The 22,208-nt window shown below is 71.4% G+C and carries 21 protein-coding genes; 7 read left to right on the top strand and 14 right to left on the bottom strand.

Going from position 1 to position 22,208, the window contains the following annotated elements; genetic code table 11:
* Nucleotides 1-6: 6 nt before the first annotated feature.
* Nucleotides 7-468 carry a MarR family winged helix-turn-helix transcriptional regulator gene (locus HS041_RS05225; RefSeq protein WP_196439351.1) on the bottom strand — a complete coding sequence of 154 codons (462 nt, stop codon included), beginning with the start codon at nucleotides 466-468 and terminating at the stop codon, nucleotides 7-9.
* Between the two features lie 40 nt (nucleotides 469-508).
* Between HS041_RS05225 and HS041_RS05220 the strand changes: the two genes are divergently transcribed.
* Nucleotides 509-1,510, top strand: coding sequence for an NADP-dependent oxidoreductase (locus HS041_RS05220; protein ID WP_501224827.1), 1,002 nt, complete (start codon nucleotides 509-511; stop codon nucleotides 1,508-1,510).
* Between the two features lie 116 nt (nucleotides 1,511-1,626).
* Here HS041_RS05220 and katG read toward each other — a convergent pair whose 3' ends face one another.
* Both katG and HS041_RS05210 read right to left on the bottom strand, forming a co-directional pair.
* On the bottom strand, nucleotides 1,627-3,855 hold the full coding sequence (gene katG / locus HS041_RS05215) for a catalase/peroxidase HPI (RefSeq protein WP_196439349.1): 2,229 nt from the start codon (nucleotides 3,853-3,855) through the stop codon (nucleotides 1,627-1,629).
* Nucleotides 3,856-3,887: 32 nt separating this feature from the next.
* Entirely contained in the window at nucleotides 3,888-4,325 is a 438-nt protein-coding gene (locus HS041_RS05210; protein ID WP_196439348.1) for a Fur family transcriptional regulator, read from the bottom strand.
* Between the two features lie 246 nt (nucleotides 4,326-4,571).
* On the opposite strand from HS041_RS05210, the gene secY reads away from it, so the two are divergent.
* On the top strand, nucleotides 4,572-5,882 hold the full coding sequence (gene secY / locus HS041_RS05205) for a preprotein translocase subunit SecY (protein ID WP_196439347.1): 1,311 nt from the start codon (nucleotides 4,572-4,574) through the stop codon (nucleotides 5,880-5,882).
* Here secY and HS041_RS05200 read toward each other — a convergent pair.
* The 5 genes from HS041_RS05200 to HS041_RS05180 form a co-directional block, all read right to left on the bottom strand.
* Nucleotides 5,857-6,519 (bottom strand): response regulator, encoded by a 663-nt coding sequence (locus HS041_RS05200; protein WP_196439346.1) that lies wholly within the window; start codon nucleotides 6,517-6,519, stop codon nucleotides 5,857-5,859. The genes secY and HS041_RS05200 overlap by 26 nt on opposite strands.
* On the bottom strand, nucleotides 6,516-7,358 hold the full coding sequence (locus HS041_RS05195) for a sensor histidine kinase (protein ID WP_196439345.1): 843 nt from the start codon (nucleotides 7,356-7,358) through the stop codon (nucleotides 6,516-6,518). The genes HS041_RS05200 and HS041_RS05195 overlap by 4 nt, the downstream gene beginning before the upstream one ends.
* A 114-nt stretch (nucleotides 7,359-7,472) precedes the next feature.
* Nucleotides 7,473-8,294 carry an NmrA family NAD(P)-binding protein gene (locus tag HS041_RS05190; protein WP_196439344.1) on the bottom strand — a complete coding sequence of 274 codons (822 nt, stop codon included), beginning with the start codon at nucleotides 8,292-8,294 and terminating at the stop codon, nucleotides 7,473-7,475.
* A 167-nt stretch (nucleotides 8,295-8,461) separates the two neighbouring features.
* Entirely contained in the window at nucleotides 8,462-9,070 is a 609-nt protein-coding gene (locus tag HS041_RS05185; RefSeq protein WP_196439343.1) for a TetR/AcrR family transcriptional regulator, read from the bottom strand.
* 39 nt (nucleotides 9,071-9,109) lie between these two features.
* Nucleotides 9,110-10,042, bottom strand: coding sequence for an oxidoreductase (locus HS041_RS05180; RefSeq protein WP_196439342.1), 933 nt, complete (start codon nucleotides 10,040-10,042; stop codon nucleotides 9,110-9,112).
* A gap of 240 nt (nucleotides 10,043-10,282) precedes the next feature.
* Between HS041_RS05180 and HS041_RS05175 the strand changes: the two genes are divergently transcribed.
* Nucleotides 10,283-10,762, top strand: coding sequence for a hypothetical protein (locus HS041_RS05175; RefSeq protein WP_196439341.1), 480 nt, complete (start codon nucleotides 10,283-10,285; stop codon nucleotides 10,760-10,762).
* Nucleotides 10,755-11,018, top strand: a complete 264-nt coding sequence (locus HS041_RS05170; RefSeq protein ID WP_196439340.1) for a helix-turn-helix transcriptional regulator — start codon at nucleotides 10,755-10,757, stop codon at nucleotides 11,016-11,018. The genes HS041_RS05175 and HS041_RS05170 overlap by 8 nt, the downstream gene beginning before the upstream one ends.
* Before the next feature lie 7 nt (nucleotides 11,019-11,025).
* Here HS041_RS05170 and manA read toward each other — a convergent pair whose 3' ends face one another.
* The 6 genes from manA to HS041_RS05140 form a co-directional block, all read right to left on the bottom strand.
* The gene (gene manA, locus HS041_RS05165) at nucleotides 11,026-12,135 is read right to left on the bottom strand and encodes a mannose-6-phosphate isomerase, class I (RefSeq protein WP_196439339.1); all 1,110 of its coding nucleotides are present in this window, start codon (nucleotides 12,133-12,135) and stop codon (nucleotides 11,026-11,028) included.
* Nucleotides 12,136-12,194: 59 nt separating this feature from the next.
* Complete coding sequence (locus HS041_RS05160; RefSeq protein WP_307845176.1) at nucleotides 12,195-13,151, bottom strand: ROK family protein; 957 nt, start codon at nucleotides 13,149-13,151, stop codon at nucleotides 12,195-12,197.
* On the bottom strand, nucleotides 13,127-15,502 hold the full coding sequence (locus HS041_RS05155) for a glycoside hydrolase family 2 protein (protein WP_196439338.1): 2,376 nt from the start codon (nucleotides 15,500-15,502) through the stop codon (nucleotides 13,127-13,129). The genes HS041_RS05160 and HS041_RS05155 overlap by 25 nt, the downstream gene beginning before the upstream one ends.
* A 38-nt stretch (nucleotides 15,503-15,540) precedes the next feature.
* Nucleotides 15,541-16,485 carry a carbohydrate ABC transporter permease gene (locus HS041_RS05150; RefSeq protein ID WP_196439337.1) on the bottom strand — a complete coding sequence of 315 codons (945 nt, stop codon included), beginning with the start codon at nucleotides 16,483-16,485 and terminating at the stop codon, nucleotides 15,541-15,543.
* Complete coding sequence (locus HS041_RS05145; protein WP_196439336.1) at nucleotides 16,485-17,423, bottom strand: carbohydrate ABC transporter permease; 939 nt, start codon at nucleotides 17,421-17,423, stop codon at nucleotides 16,485-16,487. The genes HS041_RS05150 and HS041_RS05145 overlap by 1 nt, the downstream gene beginning before the upstream one ends.
* A 75-nt stretch (nucleotides 17,424-17,498) precedes the next feature.
* On the bottom strand, nucleotides 17,499-18,758 hold the full coding sequence (locus HS041_RS05140; RefSeq protein WP_196439335.1) for an extracellular solute-binding protein: 1,260 nt from the start codon (nucleotides 18,756-18,758) through the stop codon (nucleotides 17,499-17,501).
* A gap of 227 nt (nucleotides 18,759-18,985) precedes the next feature.
* On the opposite strand from HS041_RS05140, the gene HS041_RS05135 reads away from it, so the two are divergent.
* The 3 genes from HS041_RS05135 to HS041_RS05125 all read left to right on the top strand — a co-directional run bounded on the left by HS041_RS05135 (nucleotide 18,986) and on the right by HS041_RS05125 (nucleotide 22,172).
* Nucleotides 18,986-20,041, top strand: coding sequence for a LacI family DNA-binding transcriptional regulator (locus tag HS041_RS05135; protein WP_196439334.1), 1,056 nt, complete (start codon nucleotides 18,986-18,988; stop codon nucleotides 20,039-20,041).
* Nucleotides 20,042-20,122: 81 nt separating this feature from the next.
* Nucleotides 20,123-20,611, top strand: coding sequence for a MarR family winged helix-turn-helix transcriptional regulator (locus HS041_RS05130; protein WP_196439333.1), 489 nt, complete (start codon nucleotides 20,123-20,125; stop codon nucleotides 20,609-20,611).
* Between the two features lie 73 nt (nucleotides 20,612-20,684).
* Nucleotides 20,685-22,172, top strand: coding sequence for an MFS transporter (locus tag HS041_RS05125; RefSeq protein WP_196439332.1), 1,488 nt, complete (start codon nucleotides 20,685-20,687; stop codon nucleotides 22,170-22,172).
* Nucleotides 22,173-22,208 lie beyond the last annotated feature (36 nt).

Raw genomic sequence — 22,208 nt, 5'->3', positions numbered from 1 at the left:
GTCGGCTCAGGGCATCTCGCCGGTCCCGGTCCCGGTGTCGGCGTCGGTGTCGGCGTCGGCGTCGGCCGCCAGCATGCGCTGCAGGAGATCCCGGAGCTGGACCCGCTCGGGCTCGGTCAGCGCGGCCAGCGGAGCCGCCGCGAACCCGAGAGAGTGCCGGAGCTCCCGCACGGCCTGACGGCCCTCCGGGGTGAGCGTGATGTTCTTCACCCTGCGGTCGGCCGGATCCGGCTCGCGCCGGACGAAGCCCCGCCCCTCCAGCCGATCCACGATGCCGGTGACGTTGGAGGGGTCGCAGTTGAACAGGCGCGCCATCCGCCGCATGGGCAGCGGCTCCGCGGCGACCAGCATGAGGGCCTTGGCCTGCAGGGCGGTGAGCTGGTGCCGGGTGGCGGCCTCCTCGTAGCTCCTGTTGTAGCGGACCGCGATCTCTCCCATGAGGGCCACCACTTCACCGGTCACATTCATACCGTTGAGTATAGTTGAGACACATCAACATTTGAGGAGCATCATCGTGTCTCGGCAGATCAACCTCGCGTCACGTCCCTCCGGCTGGCCGGCCGCGGACAACTTCGACCTGGTGGAGGTGGCACCACCGGCCCTGCAGGACGGCCAGGTGCTGGTCCGCAACCTGTTCATGTCGGTCGATCCGTACATGCGCGGACGCATGAACGACGTGAAGTCGTACGTGCCGCCGTTCCAGCTCGGCGAGCCGCTGGACGGCGGGGCGGTCGGCGAGGTCGTCGAGTCGCGTGCCCCCGGCTTCGCCGAGGGCGACCTCGTCCTGCACGGCCTCGGCTGGCGCGAGCAGGCCGTCCTCGACCCCACCCGGGCTCGCAAGGTCGAGCGGATCGAGGGCGTCTCCCCCTCCGCGTACCTCGGCGTGCTCGGCATGCCGGGCCTCACCGCCTACGCCGGCCTGCTCGACGTGGCCTCGTTCAAGGAAGGCGACGCGGTCTTCGTCTCGGGCGCCGCCGGAGCGGTGGGCAGCCTCGTGGGCCAGATCGCCAAGCTCAAGGGCGCCTCCCTGGTCGTCGGCAGCGCGGGCTCCGACGAGAAGGTCGCCCACCTGCGCGAGATCGGTTTCGACGCGGCCTTCAACTACAGGAACGGCCCGGTCGCCGAGCAGCTGCGGCAGGCGGCCCCCGACGGCATCGACGTCTACTTCGACAACGTCGGCGCCGACCACCTGGAGGCCGCCATCGGCTCGCTCAACACCGGAGGCCGGGTCGCCATGTGCGGCGCGATCGCGGTCTACAACTCCACCGAGCCCTCCCCCGCGCCGCGGAACCTCTTCCTCGCCGTCGGCAAGCGGCTCACCCTGCGCGGCTTCATCGTCGGCGACCATTCCGCGCGGATGCCCGACATGATCGCCGAGGTCGGCGGCTGGCTGCGGGAGGGCCGGATCACCGCGCGGGAGACCGTGGTCGACGGGCTGGAGAACGCCCCGGCCGCGTTCATCGGCCTGCTCCGCGGCGACAACACGGGCAAGATGGTCGTGCGTCTCTAGTCCCGTGTCAAGCGGCGTCCGCGCTCCTGCCGACGTCGCACCGGAGACGGACGACGTCGGGATCCCGGGCCGAGGACGTCCAGGCCGACCGGCGCGGGCCGGCCTGGACGCCGTGATCAGACGAGGTCGAACCGGTCGAGGTTCATGACCTTGTCCCATGCCGCGACGAAGTCCTTCACGAACTTCTCCTTCGCGTCGTCGCTCGCGTAGACCTCCGCGAGCGCACGCAGCTCGGAGTTCGCCCCGAAGACGAGGTCGGCGCGGGTGCCGGTCCACTCGATCGAGCCGGCGGCGTCGCGGCCCTCGAACGTGCTCGCGTCCTCGGACGCCGACGTCCACTCCGTGCCCAGGTCGAGCAGGTTGACGAAGAAGTCGTTGGTCAGGACCCCGGGCGTCTTGGTGAAGACGCCGAACGGCGACTGCTTGTGGTTGGCGTTCAGGACGCGCAGGCCGCCGACGAGGACCGTCAGCTCGGGGGCGCTCAGGGTCAGCAGGTTCGCCCGGTCGAGCAGCAGGTATTCGGCCGGCAGCCGGTTGCCCTTCCCGAGGTAGTTGCGGAACCCGTCGGCCGTCGGCTCGAGCGCGGCGAACGACTCCACGTCGGTCTGCTCCTGCGAGGCGTCCACGCGGCCCGGCGTGAAGGGGACCTCGACGTCGAAACCGGCGTCCTTGGCGGCCTGCTCGACGGCCGCGCAGCCGCCGAGCACGATCAGGTCGGCGAGCGAGATCCGCTTGCCGCCGGTCTGGGCGGTGTTGAAGGCCTCCTGGACGCCCTCCAGGGTGCGCAGCACCGGCGCGAGCCGGTCGGGGTCGTTGACCTCCCACCCGTTCTGCGGCTCGAGGCGGATGCGCGCACCGTTGGCGCCGCCGCGCTTGTCGCTGCCGCGGAAGGACGAGGCCGACGCCCACGCGGTGAACACGAGGTCGGACACCGTCAGGCCCGAGGCGAGGATCTTGCCCTTGAGGGAGGCGATGTCGGCGGCGTCGACGAGCTCGTGGGTCCGCTCCGGGAGCGGGTCCTGCCAGATCAGCACCTCGCTCGGGACCTCCGGGCCGAGGTAGCGCACGACCGGGCCCATGTCGCGGTGGGTCAGCTTGAACCACGCGCGGGCGAAGGCGTCCGCGAACTCGTCGGGGTTCTCGAGGAAGCGCCGCGAGATCTGCTCGTAGACCGGGTCGAACCGGAGCGCGAGGTCGGCCGTCGTCATCCCGGGGGCGTGGCGCTTCGACGGGTCGTGGGCGCCGGGGACGGCGTCGGCCCCTGCGCCGTCCTTCGGCATCCACTGGTGCGCGCCGGCGGGGCTCTTGACCAGCTCCCACTCATAGCCGAAGAGGGTCTCGAAGAAGCTGTTGTCCCACTGCGTCGGGGTGGGCGTCCAGGTGACCTCGATACCGCTGGTGATGGCGTCGCCGCCCTTGCCGGTGCCGAAGGTGTTCTTCCAGCCCAGGCCCTGCTGCTCGATCGGGGCGGCCTCGGGGTCGGGACCGACGTGGTCCGCCGGGCCCGCGCCGTGGGTCTTGCCGAAGGTGTGACCGCCCGCGATCAGGGCGACCGTCTCCTCGTCGTTCATCGCCATCCGGCGGAACGTCTCACGGATGTCGCGGGCCGAGGCGAGGGGGTCCGGGTTGCCGTTCGGGCCCTCCGGGTTGACGTAGATGAGGCCCATCTGGACCGCGGCGAGGGGGCTCTCGAGCTCCCGGTCGCCGCTGTAGCGCTCGTCTCCGAGCCAGGTGGACTCGGGACCCCAGTAGACGTCCTCGTCGGGCTCCCAGACGTCCGCGCGGCCGCCGCCGAAGCCGAAGGTCTTGAAGCCCATCGACTCAAGGGCGACGTTGCCGGTGAGGATCATGAGGTCGGCCCACGAGAGCTTCTGGCCGTACTTCTTCTTGACCGGCCACAGCAGGCGGCGCGCCTTGTCGAGGTTGCCGTTGTCCGGCCAGCTGTTGAGGGGCGCGAAGCGCTGCTGGCCGGCCCCGGCGCCGCCGCGGCCGTCGCTGATCCGGTAGGTGCCCGCGCTGTGCCACGCCATCCGGATCATGAGCGGGCCGTAGTGGCCGTAGTCGGCCGGCCACCAGTCCTGCGAGGTCGTCAGCACCTCGGCGATGTCCCGCTTCACGGCCGCGAGGTCGAGGGTCTTGAACGCCTCGGCGTAGTCGAACTCCCCGCCGAGAGGGTTGGCCACGGCGGGGTTCTTGGCGAGGATCTTCAGGTTGAGCCGCTCCGGCCACCATCGGTGGTTTCCGCCGCCCTGAGTCGGGTGCGAGGAGCGCCCGTGCGCGACCGGGCAGCCACCGCCGCCCTCCGCCTTCGCGTCGGTGACGATTGCATCATGGTTCTCGGACATGGGAATCCTTCGGGGCTCGGGGATCGGAGTGCTCAGGAACTGCGGGTGGTGGAACAGCCGGGGCACAGACCCCAGTAGATGACCTCGGCCTCGTCGATCGAGAAGCCGTGGTCGTCGGACGCGTCCAGGCAGGGCGCCTCGCCGACCGCGCAATCGACGTCGGCGACGGCACCGCACGACCGGCACACGACGTGGTGATGGTTGTCGCCGACGCGTCCCTCGAACCGGGCCGGGCTGCCGGCCGGTTCGATGCGGCGTACGAGTCCCGCCGCGGTGAGCGCGTAGAGGGCCTCGTACACGGCTTGCAGCGAGACATGGCCTACGCGGTCACGCACCCCGGAGGCGATCGACTCGACGTCGAGGTGGTCGCCGTCCCGGACGGTGTCGAGCAGCGCGACACGGGCGGCCGTCACCCGCAGGCCGGCGCCGCGCAGCTCCTCGGCGGTGGTCGAGGGCTGGGATGCGGTCATGGCGCCAAACCTACCTTCATAAACCTGAATCATTCAAGAGAACGAACAACCCAAGTTTAACCCCGTGCCACGGTGAAACCGTCCCGGCTGCGGACCGTGGCGCCCACCTCCTCCGGCGTGGAGCCGGAGGTCCTGCGCCTGGCCACCGAGGGCGTGCCCGGCGCCGGGGAGCGTACGTAGATCTGCGTACGGCGGAGCCTCCGGTGAGCGGACGACCGGCCGCCGCCGCGCGGACAGACTCGGTCCATGCCGACCATGCTCATCCGCGCCTTCCGCGTGCCCGACCTCCGGAAGAAGATCCTCTTCACTCTGGGGGTGGTCGCGCTGTTCCGGTTCGGGCAGATCCTGCCGGCGCCCGGCGTGAACGTGGTCGCGGTGCGCGAGTGCCTGCGCGGGACCGGCGGCGGGCTCGTCGACATGCTGCAGCTGTTCAGCGGCGGGGCGATGCTGAAGCTCTCGGTGTTCGCCCTCGGGATCATTCCGTACATCACCGCGAGCATCCTGGTCCAGCTGCTCACCGTGATGATCCCCAGGCTGGCGGCGCTCAGGAAGGAGGGGTCGCGCGGGCAGGCGAAGATCACCCAGTACACCAGGTACCTGACGGTGGCGCTGGCCGTGCTGCAGGCCACCACGGTCGTCTCACTGGCCCGCACGGGCGGGATCTTCCCCAACTGCCGCCGGCAGGTGCTGTACGACCAGGGTCCGGCGGCGGCCGCGGTGCTCGTGGTCACCATGGTGGCGGGAACCTGCATGGTCATGTGGCTGGGAGAGCTGGTCACCGATCGGGGGATCGGGAACGGCATGTCCATCCTGATCTTCGTGCAGGTGGTCGCCGCGTTCCCCTCCTACGTCTCGACCATCTTCGTGCTCAGCCCGTTCGCACTGGCCGCGATGCTGCTCACGGGCGTCTTCCTGGTGGCGGCGGTGGTGTTCATGGAGCAGGCGCAGCGGCGGATCCCGGTGCAGTACGCCAAGCGGATGGTCGGGCGCAGGATGTACGGCGGGACCTCGACCTACCTGCCGCTCAAGGTCAACCAGGCCGGGATCGTCCCCGTCATCTTCGCCTCGTCCCTGCTCTACCTGCCGCAACTGGCGATGCAGCTGACGGGCGGCACGGGGCCGGTCGCGGAGTGGGTCGGGTACTACCTCGCGGGCGACCACCCGGTCTATGTGACGGTGTACCTGTCGCTGATCGTGGCCTTCACCTACTTCTACGTGTCGATCACCTTCGACCCTGCGGAGGTGGCCGACACCATGAAGCGGTACGGCGGCTTCGTGCCCGGCATCCGCCCCGGGCGGCCCACCGCGGAGTACCTCCGGTTCGCGCTCTCCCGGCTGATCGCGCCGGGAGCGGCCTACCTCGCCGTGCTCTCGCTGATCCCGATCATCGCGTTCGTGATCCTGCGCGATCCGGCGACCCAGCAGAACTTCCCCTTCGGCGGGACCACCGTCCTCATCATGGTGGGGGTGGGCCTGGACACGGTGAAGAACATCGAGGCGCAGCTGGAGCAGCGCGCCTACACGGGCTTCCTCAGGGAATCGCGAGCCCGGACCTGACCGCGAAGACGACCAGCTGGGCGCGGTCGCGGGCGCGCAGCTTGACCATGGCCCGGCTGACATGGGTGCGGACCGTGTCGGGGCTGATGACCAGTTCCGCGGCGATCTCGTCGTTCGACCGGCCGGTGGCCACCCAGGCGACCATCTCGCGCTCCCGGGGGGTGAGGGTGTCGAGCCCCTCGACCGGGGCGACGTCGTGACGGCCGAACAGGCCGATGACCTTCCTGGTGACGGAGGGCGAGAGCAGCGCCTCCCCCGACGCGACGACCCGGATCGCGTGGGCGAGCTCCTCGGGGGCGCTGTCCTTGAGGACGAACCCGCTGGCTCCGGCCTGGAGCGCGGCGAAGACGTACCGGTCGACCTCGAAGGTGGTGACGACGATCACCCGGGTGCCGAGCGCGGGGTCGGCGGCGATGGCCCGCAGCGTGTCGATGCCGTCCATGCCGGGCATGCGGATGTCGAGCAGGAGGACGTCCGGCCGGGTCTCGCCCAGGAGCCGGAGGGCCGCGGCGCCGTCGGCGGCCTCACCGGCGAACTCCAGATCGGGCTCGCGGTCGATGAGGGCCCTGAGCCCCATGCGCACGACGGCCTGGTCGTCGGCGAGAGCCACCCGGATCGCACCCGGCGCGGCGCTCATGCGCCGTCCGCGGGGAAACGCGCCACGACGCGGAAACCGCCGCCCTCGCGGGGGCCCGCGCTGAAGGTGCCGCCGGCCTCCGCCACCCGGGCCCGCATCCCGGCCATCCCCCGTCCCTCGGCCGTACCTGACGGGCCGCTCCCCCGGTCGGCGACCTCCAGGACGAACTGGCGCGGGTCACCGGTGGCGCGCACCAGGGCCCTGGTCGGGCCGGCATGCCGCAGGACGTTGGTCAGCGACTCGCGTACGACCCGGTAGACCGCGCCTTCGAGACGGGCGGGGACGACCGGCTCGGCGGGTTCCACGTCGACGGGCAGCCCCGCCGCGCGCACTCCGTCGATCAGCCGGGACAGATCGTGGTCGGCGCTCTGAGGTCCGTCGATGAGGTCGAGCGCGGAACGGAGCCGGCCGAGCGCCTGCGCGCTGGTCGAGCGGATCGCCTCCAGCGACTCGCGGACCCGGTCGGGCCGCTCGTCGAGCATGAGCAGGGCGATCCCGGCCTGCATGGCGATGGTCGCGAAGCCGTGCCCGGCGACGTCGTGCACCTCACCGGCGATGCGTGCCCGCTCCGCGTCGATCAGCTCCTGCAGGTCTGCCCGCCCCGGGAGACCGGTCCTCTGCGTCCCCGCCCATGCCGGGGCGTCCGTGCTCAGGGACTGGCCGGCCGTACCGCGGGCCTGGGCGAGACCGCTGGACGGCCACGGGACGGCCAGCCAGCCCACCCACACCAGCATCAGGATGACCGGCAGGTCGCGCAGGCGCCCGAGCCGGGACAGCGCGGTCCCGGCCGCCGCGAGGGAACTGCGCGGGCGGCCCTCCGGGCGCGGGTGCTCGGTCACCGTCCTCCGTCGGAACAGGCTCGTGTGCCCCGATCCTAGCCAGTGCCGGGCGGTTCCCGCCGGTGCCCTCGTCCCGCGCGGGCGCCCGCCCCGCGGCGGGCGCCCGTCACCCGGTCAGGCCCGGAAGGCGTCGGCGTGCTCGGCGGCCCACTGGGCGAACGTGCGTGCCGGGCGGCCGGTGACCTTCTCGATGGTGGAGTTGACGGTGTTGGCCTCTTCCGGCACGTTGCCGAAGACGTCGAGGAGGAACTCGATCATCTCTTCCGGCTGCCCCTCGGCCGCCATCTTCTCCCGTGCCTGCTCCACGGTGAGCTCGACGAACTCGATCTCCCTGCCGACCGCCTCGCCGAGGATGCGGACCTTGTCGCGCGTGGACAGCCTCTCGGGACCGGTCAGGGCGTAGGTGAGACCCGCGTGGCCGTCCTCCATCAGCGCCGTGGCCGCCACGGCCCCGATGTCGGCCTCGTGGACCATGGCGGTGGTCGCGTCGCCGAAGGGCTCGCGCACCACCCCTTCGGCCCGGATGCTCCCGGCCCACCCCATCGCGTTGGACATGAACTCCGTCGGGTAGACGAAGGTCCAGGCCAGGCTGCCGGCCCGTACGGCCGGCTCCAGCGTCCCCTCGTCCCAGCCGCCCAGGACCGTGACCTTGCGCACCCCGGTCTCGGTCAGCAGCTCGACGATCTCCCGGCCGTTGCGCAGCACCCCGTAGTCGTCCCCGCCGAAGGTGATCAGATGGACCGCGGTGACGCCGTCCAGCGCGGGCACGAGGCTGTCGGTCAGGGTGAGATCGCCCGCCACGACCTCCACTCCGGCGGGAAGGTTCGCACCGGCCGGGTTACGGGTCAGCGCGCGCACCCGCTGACCGGCGCGGATGAGTTCGCCGACCACGTGACGGCCGACGGTTCCGGTCGCTCCGGTCACAAGAATCGTCATGGGGATCCCTCCGCTCGTTCGGGTTACAAGAGAACGGTACGGAGCAATGCGGCAAGGTTCTTTCCTTGATCGACGATCGAGCTCTCCCCTTCCGCCGGAATCTCCGGCCATCCCCCGTGCACCGGCGCGGTCACAGGATCGCCGGTGCGGCCGCCCCGGCGACCGCCTCATCCCGCCCGGAGCAGGGGCAGGAGGATCTCGTCCACGGTGCGGGTGACGAACCCCTCGTCGAGCGCCTCGCCGGTCAGCAGCAGCCGGTGCCAGAGCAGGGCCTTGGTGACCTCGACGAGCACCGTCACGCCGGGCCCGCCGCCGAGTTCCCCGCGCGCCCGGGCGCGGTCCAGCAGCTCGACCACCTCGTCCGCGCCGGACTTCAGCATGTGCTCGTGGAGCAGCCGTCCGAGTGCCGGGTCGCTGCGGATGGCCGGAAGCAGGCCGAGCACGATGGCGTGCTTGCGCTCGTAGATCCGGCAGAACACCGACAGCCCCGCGGCCAGGTCGCCGCGCAGGGTCCCGGTGTCGGGCAGCGGCTGGTGCTCCACCACCAGCCCGTGCATGGCGGCGGCGACCATCTCGGCCTTCCCCGCCCAGCGACGGTAGATGGTCGCCTTGCTGGCCCGGGCCAGGCGGGCCACCTGGTCGATGGACATCCGGTCGTAGCCGACCTCCGCCAGGAGCTCCAAGGTGGCGTCCAGGATCGCCCGTTCCCGCCCGGGGTTGAGGTTCCGCGCGGAACCCGTGCCGTCCGGCGCCCGGCCGGATGCCCGTGCCGCCATCCTGGGTCCTCCTACGTCCGGTCCGCCCGCGGACGGGGATCAGGGGCGCACCTCGCCCCGATCGAACGCAGAGAAGCGTACTCCGGTCAGCTCCTCGGACATCTCCCACAGCCGGCGCGCCGCGACCCGGTCGTACGCCTGGGCGGCCGGGCGGATCCGGGTGGGGTGTCCCCGCCGCTCGGCGAACCCATCCGGGCCGAACGCCTCTCCGCCGGCGACGCCGGGGGCGGTGGCGGCGTACAACGACGGCAGCGCGCCCATGGCGGCCGACTGGGCCGGCAGCTTGACCAGGGCGACCAGCAGCCCCCGCAGGCGGCTGCCGTTCCGGGCCAGGCCGGTGCGGGCGACCCCGGGGTGGGCGACGGCGCTGACCAGGGTCGCGCCCGCGGCCGTGACGCGCCGGTGAAGCTCCAGGGCGAAGAGCACGTTCGCCAGTTTCGACTGCGTGTAGGCCCGGAATCGACCGTAACGGCGCTCTCCCATCAGGTCGTCGAAGTCCATCCGCCCCGAGCGGTGCAGCCCGCTGGTCACGGTCACCACCCGGGCGCCGGGCCGGGAGAGCAGTTCCGGCAGCAGCAGCCCGGTGAGCGCGAAGTGCCCTAGGTGGTTGACGCCGAACTGGCGCTCGAACCCGTCCGCGGTCAGCTGCCGGGGCAGCGCCATCACACCCCCGTTGTTGACCAGCAGGTCGAGCCCGTCATCCGCGGCGGAGACGCCCTCCGCGAACCGGCCGACCGAGGCGAGATCCCCCAGGTCGAGCGGGAGCCACTCGGCGGACTCCCCGCCGGTCTCCGCGCGGATCCGCGCCGCCGCGGCCTCGCCCTTGCCCCGGTCCCGGCTCCCGAGCACGACGCGGGCGCCGCGCCGGGCCAGTTCGAGCGCGGTGTGGAGACCCACTCCCTCGCTGGCTCCGGTGACCACTGCATTCCGCCCGCTCAGATCAGGGATCTCCGCGGCAGTCCAGCGCGCCATCCCGCACCTCCACTTCGAGTGTACGAAACCGTTCCGTACACTTAATGACCATAGCCACGCGCGCCCGGCCGGACAAGCCCGCGGCGGTCCGGCGGGAACCGGCCTCCCCGCCGGGCGGCGACCAGGGAAGCGTCACACCGGACTCCTGCCACCCGCCGAGGAAATGTCAATAAACATAGACATGATGTAAGCTGTGCCATACATTGACCTGTGCCGGCAATCCTTGACAGGGGAGAAGCGATGTCGCGCGAAGAGCGCCGCCCCGCATCCGAGGCCGACGACGATCGCGTCGCCATGACCTACGCGGAGCGCAACACCTGGCTGTACGCCGTCCTCGTGCCCGTCACCTCGCTCGCGTACTTCGGCGTGGTCGTCCCCCACCTGTTCGAGCGGCCCGCGGCGGAGGTGTCCTGGACGGTGCCGATGTTGTGGGCGATCGGCGCGACGATCGCCGGCGGCATCGTCGGCTCGATCGTGCTGGCCGTCGCCGCCCGGGACCACCGGGTCGAGTCGGACGTGCGCGACCGGCAGATCGAGCGCTACGGCGACCGCGTCGCCCAGGCGATCACCGCCTTCGGCGCCGCGGTGGTGCTCGCGCTCGCGATGCTCGAGGTGGACCACTTCTGGATCGGCAACGCTTTGTTCCTCATCGGCGCCGTCGGCGCGACGTGGGGTGCGGTCATGAAGATCCGCGCCTACCGCGGGGCGTTCCATGGGTAAGCCCACCCGCGTCACCAACCGGATCCGCGCCCTGCGGTTCGCGCACGACGAGATGACCCAGGCCGAGCTGGCCAGGCGCGTCGGCGTCACCCGCCAGACCGTCATCGCCATCGAGCAGGGGCGCTACTCCCCGTCCCTGGAGATGGCGTTCCAGATCGCGCGGGCGTTCGGGGTACCGCTCGACGACGTCTTCCAGTACCCCGAGGACCAGGACGGGACGGCCGCGTCCTCCGGGTCGCGTGCCGTGGACGCGTGACCTCCGTTCAGCGCGCCCGAGGACGGGCCGCCGGGTCGGGGCCTCCCGGTTCCGCGCAGAAGAGCTCACCGTCGGCGCTCACCGTGAAGGCCGGTTCCCCCGCCGGGACGAAGATCGACTGCCCTTGCCGCAGCCGGAGGGATCCGGCCTGAGCCGTCCCTTCGGTGCACAGCAGGATCCGCGGGACCCCGCCCGCCAACTCGCGAGCGCCGCCACGCCTGATGCGGCTGAGCCGGAACTCCGGTGCCGGCGTCTCGTACTCACCGTCCGCGGACGGCGCCACGCGCAGGGCAGGGGTTGCGGGCTCGACGATGCGCACGAGCTCGTCCTCGTCGACGGGCTTGCCGGTGAGCCCCGCGCGCACGACGTTGTCGGAGCCGGCCATGATCTCCACGCCGAATCCGCCGATGTAGCAGTGCAGGACGCCGGCGCCCAGGAACAGCGCCTGGCCGGGCTCCAGCTCGTACCGCTGCAGCAGGAGCGGCGCCAGGCACGCGGGGTCACCCGGGTGGCGCCGGGCGAGCCGTGCGACCAGGGCGTAGTCGGGGTGGTGGACGGCGGAGGCCGCCCACGCCACCCGCTCGCCGAGCGGGCGCCTGCCGAGCAGCCGGCGCAGGCCCTCACGGACCGTCCCGGCCTCCAGCGACTCCACCACCTCGTCCAGTTCGGGTACGCCGAGCCGGCCCACGAGCATCGCGGCCTGCGCGGCGGGACGGAACCCGGCCAGGGCCGTGAACGGCGTGAGCGCGCACACCAGCTCGGGCTTCGGCCATGGATCACCGTAGACGCCCCGCCGATGGCCCTCGGCGGCCTGGTCCGCCGAGGGGTGCGCCTGCAGGGACAGCGGTTCCGCCACCGAGATGAGCTTCATCAGGTACGGCAGGCGTTCCCCGTACCGCTCCAGCGTCGTGGCGCCGAGCTGGCCGAGCGGGTCGGCGGCGATGGCCTCCACCAGGGAACGGCCGCTTCCCGCGAGCGACGACGAGCCGGAGGGGTGGGCGCCGAACCACATCTCGGCTTCGAGCACCGAGGCGGGGACAGGCCTGCCGGTGAGCGTGGCGATGTCCGTCCGCGACCCCCAGGCGTAGTTCTTGATGGGATTGTCCAGAAGATGCATGTGGGCTCCTTGACCGGGACCGGGTGTCCCGCGAGCGCGACGCCCGGTCCCGGGCGCGTTCAGCGCGGATGCGATCGGGGCGGAAGGTTCCGGGTGTCCTGGAGCAGGACGAGGGCCGCGGCGCCGAGCAGGCCGGCGTCGCGTCCCAGGCGGGTGGGATCCACCCGCAGACGGCGCAGGAAGCCGAGACCGGTGTTCTCGCCGATCGCCTGCCGGAGCGGGTCGAACAGGGTCGGGCCCGCGGCGGCCACGCCTCCTCCGATGACGACGCGGTCGAGGTCGAACAACGCGGCCGAGGTGAGGATCGCGATCGCCAGCGCGCCGGCGGCACGCCGGAAGGCCAGGTTCGCGACGGCGTCGCCGGCGGCGGCCGCGGCGGCGAGCGCCTTGGCGTCGTCTCCGGCCCATCCGTGGTCGCGGGCCCAGCGCACCATGCTCGGGCCGCTGGCGATCGTCTCGACGCATCCGATCGCACCGCACGGGCACGGGGAACCGCCCGGGTCCACGGTGATGTGGCCGATGTGCCCGGCGTTGCCGCTCTGACCGAGGTACGGCGCGCCGTCGAAGACGAATCCCCCGCCGACGCCGGTGGAGACGACCATGCCGAGCATCGCCCGGGACGGCGCCGAACCGGGCGACCCGCGCCACCACTCGCCGAGCGCCATGCACTGCCCGTCGCCCGCCAGCCGTACCGGACGGCCGGGCAGCATGCGCTCCAGGGTCCCGGTCAGCGGGAAGCCCCGCCAGCCCGGGATGTTGACCGGGCTGACCGTGCCCGCCACGGGGTCGAGCGGGCCCGCCGAGCCCACGCCGATCCCTTCGATACGGCCGACCGGCACGCGCGCGGTGATCTCGGCGACCACGTCGTGCAGCGTCTGCTCCGCCGGACCGGAACCGCTCAGGGGGATCTCGGCCCGGGCGTGCACGACGCCGCCGGCGTCGATCGCCGCCGCCGCGAACTTGGTGCCGCCGATGTCCACGGCCAGGGCGATCACGGCCGTGCCTCGTTCACGCACCGCAGCACCGGACGGCTCACCAGCGCGGCCGGGTCGAGCTCGTGCTCCGTGACGACGCGGAAGGTGGCGCTCTCACCGGGAAGCAGGGTGACCAGCATGTCGTCGACGACGGCGGCGGGGTCGAGGCGGTCGGGGAAGAGCGCGAGCTCCCGCACCACGGTCCGGGCGGTGACGGTGACGGTCAGCCCGTCGCCGGACGGGGTCACCTCCGTGTCGTACGCGGCCGCGGGAAAGGCCACCCGCGTGTCCTCCGCGAAGAACCGCAGCGCGCGCTCCCCGTCCAGGCGGGCGACGATCAGCTCGGCGACCGGGTCGCCCGGTGCCGCGACGGCGGCGGGCAGCCGGACCACCGCCGTGGAGCGGGGCGCCACGTCGACCCGGACGGCCTCCTTGGCGAGGGGCGTGCCGGCCAGGTCCGTCCGCACCAGTTCGAGCTCCCCGGCCCAGCCGCCGGACGAGTCGTTGACCACCGTGACGGCCCCGTCCTGGATCGTGAGCAGGCGGTCGGCGTAGACGCGGCGCAGCGCGTACCACAGCGGCTTGCGCCGTCCGTCGCCGTCGACGGCGGCCCAGGAGACGACCGGCCAGCAGTCGTTGAGCTGCCACACGACGGTGCCCGCGCAGTACGGCGCGAGCGCGCGGAACCGCTCGATGCCGAAGGTCACCGCGCGCGCCTGGTTGAGCTGGGTGAAGTAGTGCCAGTCGTCGAAGTCGCGCGGCCGGGGCAGGTGCTCGCCCAGTCCGCGCAGCAGCTTGGCGTCGCCGTCGGCGGCCTTCTGGTGCTGGCGCAGCAGCGGGGAGCCGGCGGACAGCTCGCCGCCGACGGCCCGTCGCAGGGTGGCGTGGGCCGGTGGGCCCTGGAAGCCGAACTCGGCCACGAAACGGGGCCGGTAGGCCGCGTAGTGCGTGTAGTCCTCACGGTTCCACACGTCCCAGATGTGGACGGTGCCCCGCGCGGGGTCGTTGGGCGGCAGGTCGGGCGCGCCGGAGTAGGGACTGCCCGGCCAGTAGGGGCGGGTGGGGTCGAGCTCGGCGACGATCGAGGGGAGCAGCTCGTAGTAGAAGCCCGCACCCCAGGTGCGCCCCTCCAGTTCCGCCTGCCAGCCCCAGTCGGCGTGGCCCTCGATGTTCTCGTTGTTGCCGCACCACAGCACCAGGGAGGGCCGCCACGACAGCCGGGTGACGTGCTCACGGGCCTCGGCCGCCACCTCGGTGGCGAAGGGCTCCTCCTCGGGATAGGCGGCGCAGGCGAAGAGGAAGTCCTGCCAGACCAGCAGGCCCAGCTCGTCGGCCAGGTCGTAGAAGTCGTCGCTCTCGTACCGGCCCCCGCCCCACACGCGCAGCAGGTTGACGTTGGCCTCGGCGGCCTGGGTGAAGCGCTCGGCCAGCCGCTCGCGGGTCACCCTGGAGGGGAAGCAGTCGTCGGGGATCCAGTTGACGCCGCGCACGTGGACCGGCACGCCGTTGACCACGATCGTGAAGCCGCCGTCGCGCTGGTCCAGGCGGACGTCGCGGAAGCCGATCCGCCGGGCCCAGGACTCCTCTCCCATCCGGACGGTCAGGTCGTAACGGTGCTGCTCGCCGTACCCGCGCGGCCACCACAGCTCCGGCTCGGGCACCCGCACCTCCACCACGGCCTCCCGGTCGCCGGGCTCCAGCAGCGCCCGCGCGGCGACCCCGGCGACCTCGGCGGTCACCGTGAGCGGCGCGGGAGCCGAGCCCCCGACGGTCACGTGCACCTCGACCCGGCCGTCCCCGTGCACCAGCGGCCGCACCGACGCCAGCCGGGCCCCGCTCCAGCTCTCCAGCCCGATCGGCTGCCAGATGCCGGCGGTGACCAGCGTGGGGCCCCAGTCCCAGCCGAAGTTGCAGGCCATCTTCCTGATGAACGGGTACGGCTCGGCGTAGGCGGCCGGGCGGGCTCCGAGCTCGGCCCGCCGTTCCTCCGCATAGCCGTACGGTGCCGCGAAGTGCACGGCCAGGGTGTTCTCGCCCTCCCGGAGCAGGTGGCGTACCGCGAAGCGGTAGGAACGGTGCTGGTTGGCGGTGTCCCCCACCTCGACGCCGTTCAGGACGACCTTCGCGACGGTGTCGAGCCCTTCGCAGACCAGGTCGGTGTGCTCGTGCCCGTCACCGGCCCAGGTGAAGGCGGTCTCGTAGACCCAGTCGGTCCGGCCGATCCAGGTCAGCCGGTTCTCGTTGTCGTCCAGGTACGGGTCTTCGATGAGACCGGCGGTCAGCAGGTCGGTGTGCACGCATCCGGGTACGGCGGCGGGCACTCCGGTGATCTGGACGTCCTCCGAGACGGCCGTGAGGGTCCAGCCGTCGTGCAGCGGACGGTAGGTGCTCAAGTCGGTTCTCCTTGACGAGGGGGTACGGCCCGGGCAGGTCAGCCCTTGAGGCCGGACATGGCGATGCCGCGGGTGAAGTGCTTCTGGAAGAGCAGGAAGAAGACGACCGTCGGCAGGGAGGCGAGCAGCGACGCGGCCATGATCACACCCATGTGCTGGGCGCCGGTGAAGGCGGAGTTGAGCCGGGCCAGCGCCACGGGCAGGTTGGCCATCTGGTCGCTCTCCACGATGATCAGCGGCCAGAGGAAGTTGTTCCACTCGCCGAGCATCACGAAGATCGACATCGCGGCGAGGGCGGGGCGCAGGAGCGGCATGACGACCTGCCACCAGATGCGCCACTCCCCCGCGCCGTCGATCCTGGCCGCCTCGATGAGGTCGTTGGGGATCGACTGCAGGTACTGCACGAGGAAGAAGACCACGAACGCCTTGGGGATCGCCGGGACGATGTAGCCGAGGTAGCTGTCGATCCAGCCGAGGTTGCGCACCACCAGGTAGTTCGGGACCAGCGTGGCCTGCCAGGGGATCATCATGGAGCCGAGGATCATCAGGAAGATCACCCTGCGTCCCCTGACGGCGTGCTTGGTGATGACGTAGGCGGCCAGGGAGGCGGCGAGCAGGGCGAGAACGGTGATCGCCGTGGCGACGACGACGCTGTTGACCGCGAACCGCCAGAAGCCGAGATCGACCTCGGTGAAGCGCTGGAACAGCCCGGCCACGCGACCGGGGTTGTCGGTGGCGGGGTCCCATCCGGGGTCGCTGAAGCCGACGGTCGTCGGGCTCTCCGGGACGAACGACGGGGGGTTGCGCGTGATCTCCGAGACCGGCTTGAAGGCGGTGATGACCATCCAGTAGAACGGGACGATCATGGTGATCGCGAGCAGGTAGAGCGGCGCCCTGGCCCGGCGGGCGCGGGAGCCGCGCCGGGCGGGAGGGGTGCTTCCGGGCACCACGCGCAGGGCCGGCCGCTCGGTCTGGACGGTCATCACAGCTCCCTCGTGGTACGGCCGATGCGCAGCTGCACCAGGCTGATGACGAAGATGATCAGGAACAGCGCCCAGGCGATCGCGGAGGCGTAGCCGAGCTGGAACTTCGTGAAGCCCATGTCGTAGAGGTAGGGAACGATCATGAGCCCCGAGTCGAGCACGCCGCCGACGTTGCTGACCTGGCGGAAGACGATGTAGACCGCCTCGAAGACCTGGAAGGCCGAGATCATCGTGGTGACGACGACATAGGTGGTGACCGGCCGCAGCAGCGGCAGGGTGATGCCCGTGAACTGCTGCCAGGTGGTGGCCCCGTCGATCCTCGCCGCCTCGTAGTACTCCTCGGGGATGGTGTTGAGGCCGGCGACGAAGATGACCATGGCGTAGCCCATGCCGGACCAGGCGGCCATCAGGACCATGATCGGGATCGTGAGCGACGGGGTCGCCAGCCAGGCCACGGGAGCGCCCCCGAACCAGCCGAGCACCGTGTTGGCGAGGCCGTAGTCCTCGGCGGCGAAGATCCAGCGCCACATCAGGAACAGCGCGATCGTGGAGGTCACCGAAGGCAGGAAGAAGATCGTCCGCATGATGCGGTCGCCCCAGCCCTGGCCGCGGAACGCCAGCGCCAGCACCAGCGCGAAGGCGGTGGTGAGCACCACCGCGGCGAGCACGTAGACCAGGGTGTTGGACAGGGCGTGCAGGAAGCGCTCGTCCTCCAGCAGCCGCTGGAAGTTGGCCGGCCCGACGAACTCCGGCGGCCTGACGCCGTTGAACCTGGTGAGGCTCAGGTAGAGGGAGTTGAGCAGGGGCCAGATCAGGAAGCCCGCGAACAGCGCCAGGAACGGCAGGAGCATCACGTAGGACGTCATGGTCCGCCGCACGCGCCGGGCACCGGTGCCGGCGTGACGCCCCTTGCGGTGATCGACGGCAGCGGTGGCCATCGGGTCCCCTTTCGGTGGGTCGAAGCGGCCGGCCGCGCGCCGGGGCGCGGCCGGCCCGGAGAGGGGGAGCGGCGGTCAGCCCGCGTTCTGCTCCATGATCTTGGCGGCGGCGTCCAGCGCGGTCTTGGCGTCGGACTTGCCGTAGATGACCTCCTGCAGCTTCTTGGTCACCTCGGCCTGGCTGGTCTCCCAGCCCGGGCAGTTCGGCGGCCCGTAGCCGGAGGCGAAGGCAGCCTTGATCGCTTCGATCTGGTCGGGCGTGGCGGGCAGGTCGCCGATGTTGTCGGTGAGCGGCGAGATCCACAGCACGCCGCGCGCGGCGGCGGTCTCGGTGATCGCCTTCACCGCCTCGGGGGTGTACAGGGACTTGATGAAGTCCGCGGCCTGGGCGGTGTGCTTGCTGTAGGACATGACGCCGACGATGCGGCCGCCGATGAAGGCCCCCGGTCCGGCGGGGCCGGCCGGCAGCGGAGCGGTCGCCCACTTGCCCTTCATCTCGGGCTGGGCGGTGTCGACGGCCTTGATCTGCCAGCTGCCGCCCGACACCATCGCCACACCGTTGGCGAGCGCGGCGGGCACTTCGGCCGTCTGGGTCGGGGCCTTGTGCTCGGTGTACAGGCCGGCCCAGTAGTCGAGGGCGGCGACGCCCGCGTCGCTGTTCAGGGCGGGCTTGCACTCCGGCGTGTACAGCGTGCCGCCGGCCTGGCGCAGGAAGTTGAAGTACTGCAGCCAGTCGATGTTGCCCCAGTCCATCGAGTACGGCACCTTGACGCCGTCCGCCCGGAGCCTGCCCAGCGCGGCGGTGAGCTCGTCCCAGGTCGCGGGCGGCCGGACGCCGGACTTCTCCAACAGGTCCTTGCGGTAGTAGGTGAGGTAGACCGTCATGTCGAGCGGCGTGCCGTACACCGCCCCGTCGCGGGAGGTGATGGACTCCCACACGCCCTGCTGGGTCCTGCCCTTGATGGCGTCGGGAACCCCCTGCTCGCGCAGGTCCACCATCCCGCCGAGAGCGCCGAACTCGATGCCCCAGGACAGGCCGCCGGAGACGATGTCGGGACCGTTCTTGCCCGTGGCCGCGGCCAGGACCTTGGCGTGCCCGTCGTCCCAGCTCAGCGCCGAGACCTTGATCTTCACGTTCGGGTGCTTCCGCGTATAGAGGTCCGCGGCCTTCTGCACGGCCAGAGCCTCGTCTTCTGAACCGGTCATCCAGAACGTGAGGTTGGCGGGACCCTCGGCGGGGGCCTGCTCCGCCGCGGGGGCCGTACTGGTCGCACATGCGCTGGCCAGCAGACCCATGGCGACGGCGGTCACCGCAGCCGTGAGGCGCTTGTTCACGGTGTCCTCCTGGACATCGGGGGGGTGAACGATTGCTTAACCGGATAAGTGCGGTCAATCTAGGTCGCCTATGACATCGTTGTCAATGGCACGTCAGCGGGCACCCGCTCCGTAACGAGGACTGCTCGAACGCCTCCGAGGGGAAGACGTCGCCCGGAAACGCGGGCGTCTTGGTAAAGTCGCACTTGGAAGATCCCGTGGGATAACCGGTTCAGCGAGAAGGTTCGGTGAAGCGACCAACCATTACCGACATCGCCCGGCGAGCCGGAGTGTCCAAGGTGGCCGTCTCCTACGCCCTCAACGGGCAGCCCGGGGTGTCGGAGACGACCCGGAACATGATCATGACGATCGCCGAGGAGATCGGCTGGCGCCCGAACAGCGCCGCGCGGGCGCTGAACGGGGCGCATGCCCACTCGATCGGCCTGGTCCTGCGACGGCCCGCCCGCATCCTGGGCGTGGAACCGTTCTTCATGGAACTCATCAGCGGGATCCAGGACGAGCTGTCCGCCCGGTCCTACGCCCTCATGCTGCAGATGGTCGAGAGCCATTCCGAGGAGATCGAGCTGTACCGCCGGTGGTGGGGCGAGAGGCGCATCGACGGGGCGATCCTCGTCGACCTGCACGTCGCCGACCCGCGTGTGGCCGTGGTGGAGTCCCTCCGCATGCCGGCCGTCGTGGTCGGCCACCCCTCCGAATCCGGCTCGCTCACGTCGGTCTGGTCCGACGACAGCGCCACCGTCCGCGAGACGGTGCGCTACCTCGCCGCCCTGGGCCATCGCCGTATCGCACGCGTCGCCGGGCTGCCCAAGCTGGTCCACACGGTCCTGCGCGACCTCGCCTTCATCGAGATCTGCACGGAGCTGGGACTCGACGGCCACCCCGTCGAGCACACCGACTACACCGGCGAGCAGGGCGCCCGCGCCACCCGCCGCATGCTCGCCTCGCCGGACCGGCCCTCGGCGATCGTCTACGACAACGACATCATGGCCGTGGCGGGCATGTCGGTCGCCCAGGAACTGCGGCTCGCCGTCCCCGCGGACCTGTCCATCGTGGGCTGGGACGACTCGCCGCTCTCCCAGGTGGTGCGACCGGCGCTCACCGCGGTGACCCGCGACATCCCCGCCTACGGAGCCCGTGCCGCGCGGACGCTCATGTCCCTGATCGCCGGAGAGCGCGTGCACGACGTCGAGGACGCCGCGGCCCAGCTCACGCCCCGGGGCAGCACGGGAGCACCGGCGGCCCCTCTCCCCGGCGAGGCGGGGACGCCGGCCGGTGTCGTGTGATCAGGCGCCGCGGCCGGTGAAGGACCCCGATAAGACCTCTTGCGGATAATCCCGAACGGAACTAGCTATTACGCTAGAGGGATGACCGCCATGGCACCCGCCCGCACCGAGCCTGACCTGTCGTTCTTCCTCGACCACGCCGGCCACTCCCTGAGAACCCGGATGGCGGCGGCGCTCGCCGCGATCGGGCTGACGCCGCGCATGCACTGCGTGCTGGTCCACGCCCTGGAGGAGGAGCGCACCCAGATCCAGCTCGCCGAACTCGGCGACATGGACAAGACCACGATGGTGGTCACCGTCGACGCCCTGGAGGAGGCGGGCCTCGCCGAGCGCCGGCCCTCCAGCACGGACCGGCGAGCCCGGATCATCGCGGTCACCGAGAAGGGTGCGGAAGTCGCGAAACGGAGCCAGGAGATCGTTGACGGTGTGCACAGGACGGCCCTGGGCGCGCTCCCCGAAGATGAGCGCGAGGTGTTCGTGCGAGCCATGAACCGCCTGGTCACCGGCCACCTGGCCACGCCCGTCGAGGTGCCGCAGACGGTCCGGCGGGCACGGCAGCGCACAAAATAAATCTCTAAGGGATCGTCTATAACAAAACCATCTGCTACGGTCACTCCTGTTCCCTTCCGAACAGGAGACGACCATGTCGCGCACCGCGCCTTCCCCCCTGCCGACCCGCACCGGCACGCCCCGATCGCGATGGCTGGCGCTCACCGTGCTGTCCGCCGCGATGTTGATGACGATCCTGGACGGCAGCATCGTGACCGTGGCGATGCCGGCCATCCAGCGGGATCTGGGTTTCTCGCCCGCCGGGCTCAGCTGGACGGTCAACGCCTACCTGATCGCTTTCGGCGGGCTGCTGCTGCTGGCCGGCCGGCTGGGCGACCTCATCGGCCGCAAGGTCATGTTCCTGGCGGGGAACGCGGTATTCACCGCCGCGTCGCTGCTGGCCGGGGCCGCCAGCGGGCCCGGCATGCTGATCGCCGCCCGGTTCGCCCAGGGCGTCGGCAGCGCCATGGCCTCCGCGGTCGTGCTGGGCATCCTGGTGACGTTGTTCACCGAGCCCGGGGAGCGCGCGAAGGCGATCGGCGTCTTCAGCTTCACCGGCGCCGCCGGAGCCTCGATCGGCCAGGTTCTGGGCGGCGTCCTCACCGACGTGTTCAGCTGGAACTGGATCTTCTTCATCAACCTGCCGATCGGGCTGGCCACGATCGCGCTGGCGGTCCGGGCGCTGCCGGACGACCGCGGGATCGGACTCGCCGCCGGGGCCGACGTCATCGGTGCCGTGCTGGTCACCAGCGGGCTGATGCTGGGCATCTACACCGTGGTCAAGATCGAGCAGTACGGCTGGCTCGCGGCGCACACCCTCGGCCTCGGCGCGGTGTCCCTCGCCCTGCTGGCTGCGTTCGCCGTCCGGCAGGCGACCGCCGCGACCCCGCTGATGCCACTGAGGATCCTCCGCTCGCGCAGCGTCTCCGGCGCCAACCTGGTCCAGATGCTGACGCTGTCGGCCATGTTCGCCTTCCAGATCCTCGTCGCGCTCTACATGCAGAAGGTCCTCGGCTACGGTGCGCTCGACACCGGCCTGGCGATGCTCCCCGCAGCGGTGGCCATCGGCGGCGTGTCCCTGTTCGTCTCGGCCCGCCTCAACACCCGCTTCGGCGAGCGGGCCGTCCTGCTGGCGGGCCTGGCGCTGCTGCTCGGGGCGATGGGCTGGCTCACCCGCGTCCCGGTGAACGCGGACTACGTCACCGACCTGCTGCCGGTCATGCTGCTCATCGCGGGCGGCGGACTGGTGCTCCCGGCGCTGACCACGCTCGGCATGTCCGGAGCGCGGGCCGACGACGCGGGCCTGGCCTCGGGGCTGTTCAACACCACCCAGCAGGTCGGCATGGCCGTCGGCGTCGCGGTGCTGTCCACACTGGCCGCCTCGCGCACCGAAGGACTGCTGTCGGCCGGAGCCGACAAGGCGGTCGCGTTGACCGGGGGTTACCACCTCGCCTTCGGCATCGCCGCCGCCCTGCTCGTGGCCGCCTTCACCGTCACGCTCATCGTGCTGCGGCAGCCCGGATCGGACACGGCCCCCCGGAATGCGGCCCCCGCCGATCCGGCGGCCCGGCAGGCCGTCTGACCGACGCGAGAACCGACCGGCGCAGGCCCCCGGGAC

It is taken from the genome of Planomonospora sp. ID67723, assembly GCF_015711605.1.
In the GTDB taxonomy this organism is placed as follows: Bacteria; Actinomycetota; Actinomycetes; order Streptosporangiales; family Streptosporangiaceae; genus Planomonospora_A.
This window is presented reverse-complemented; position numbering and strand designations above follow the sequence as displayed.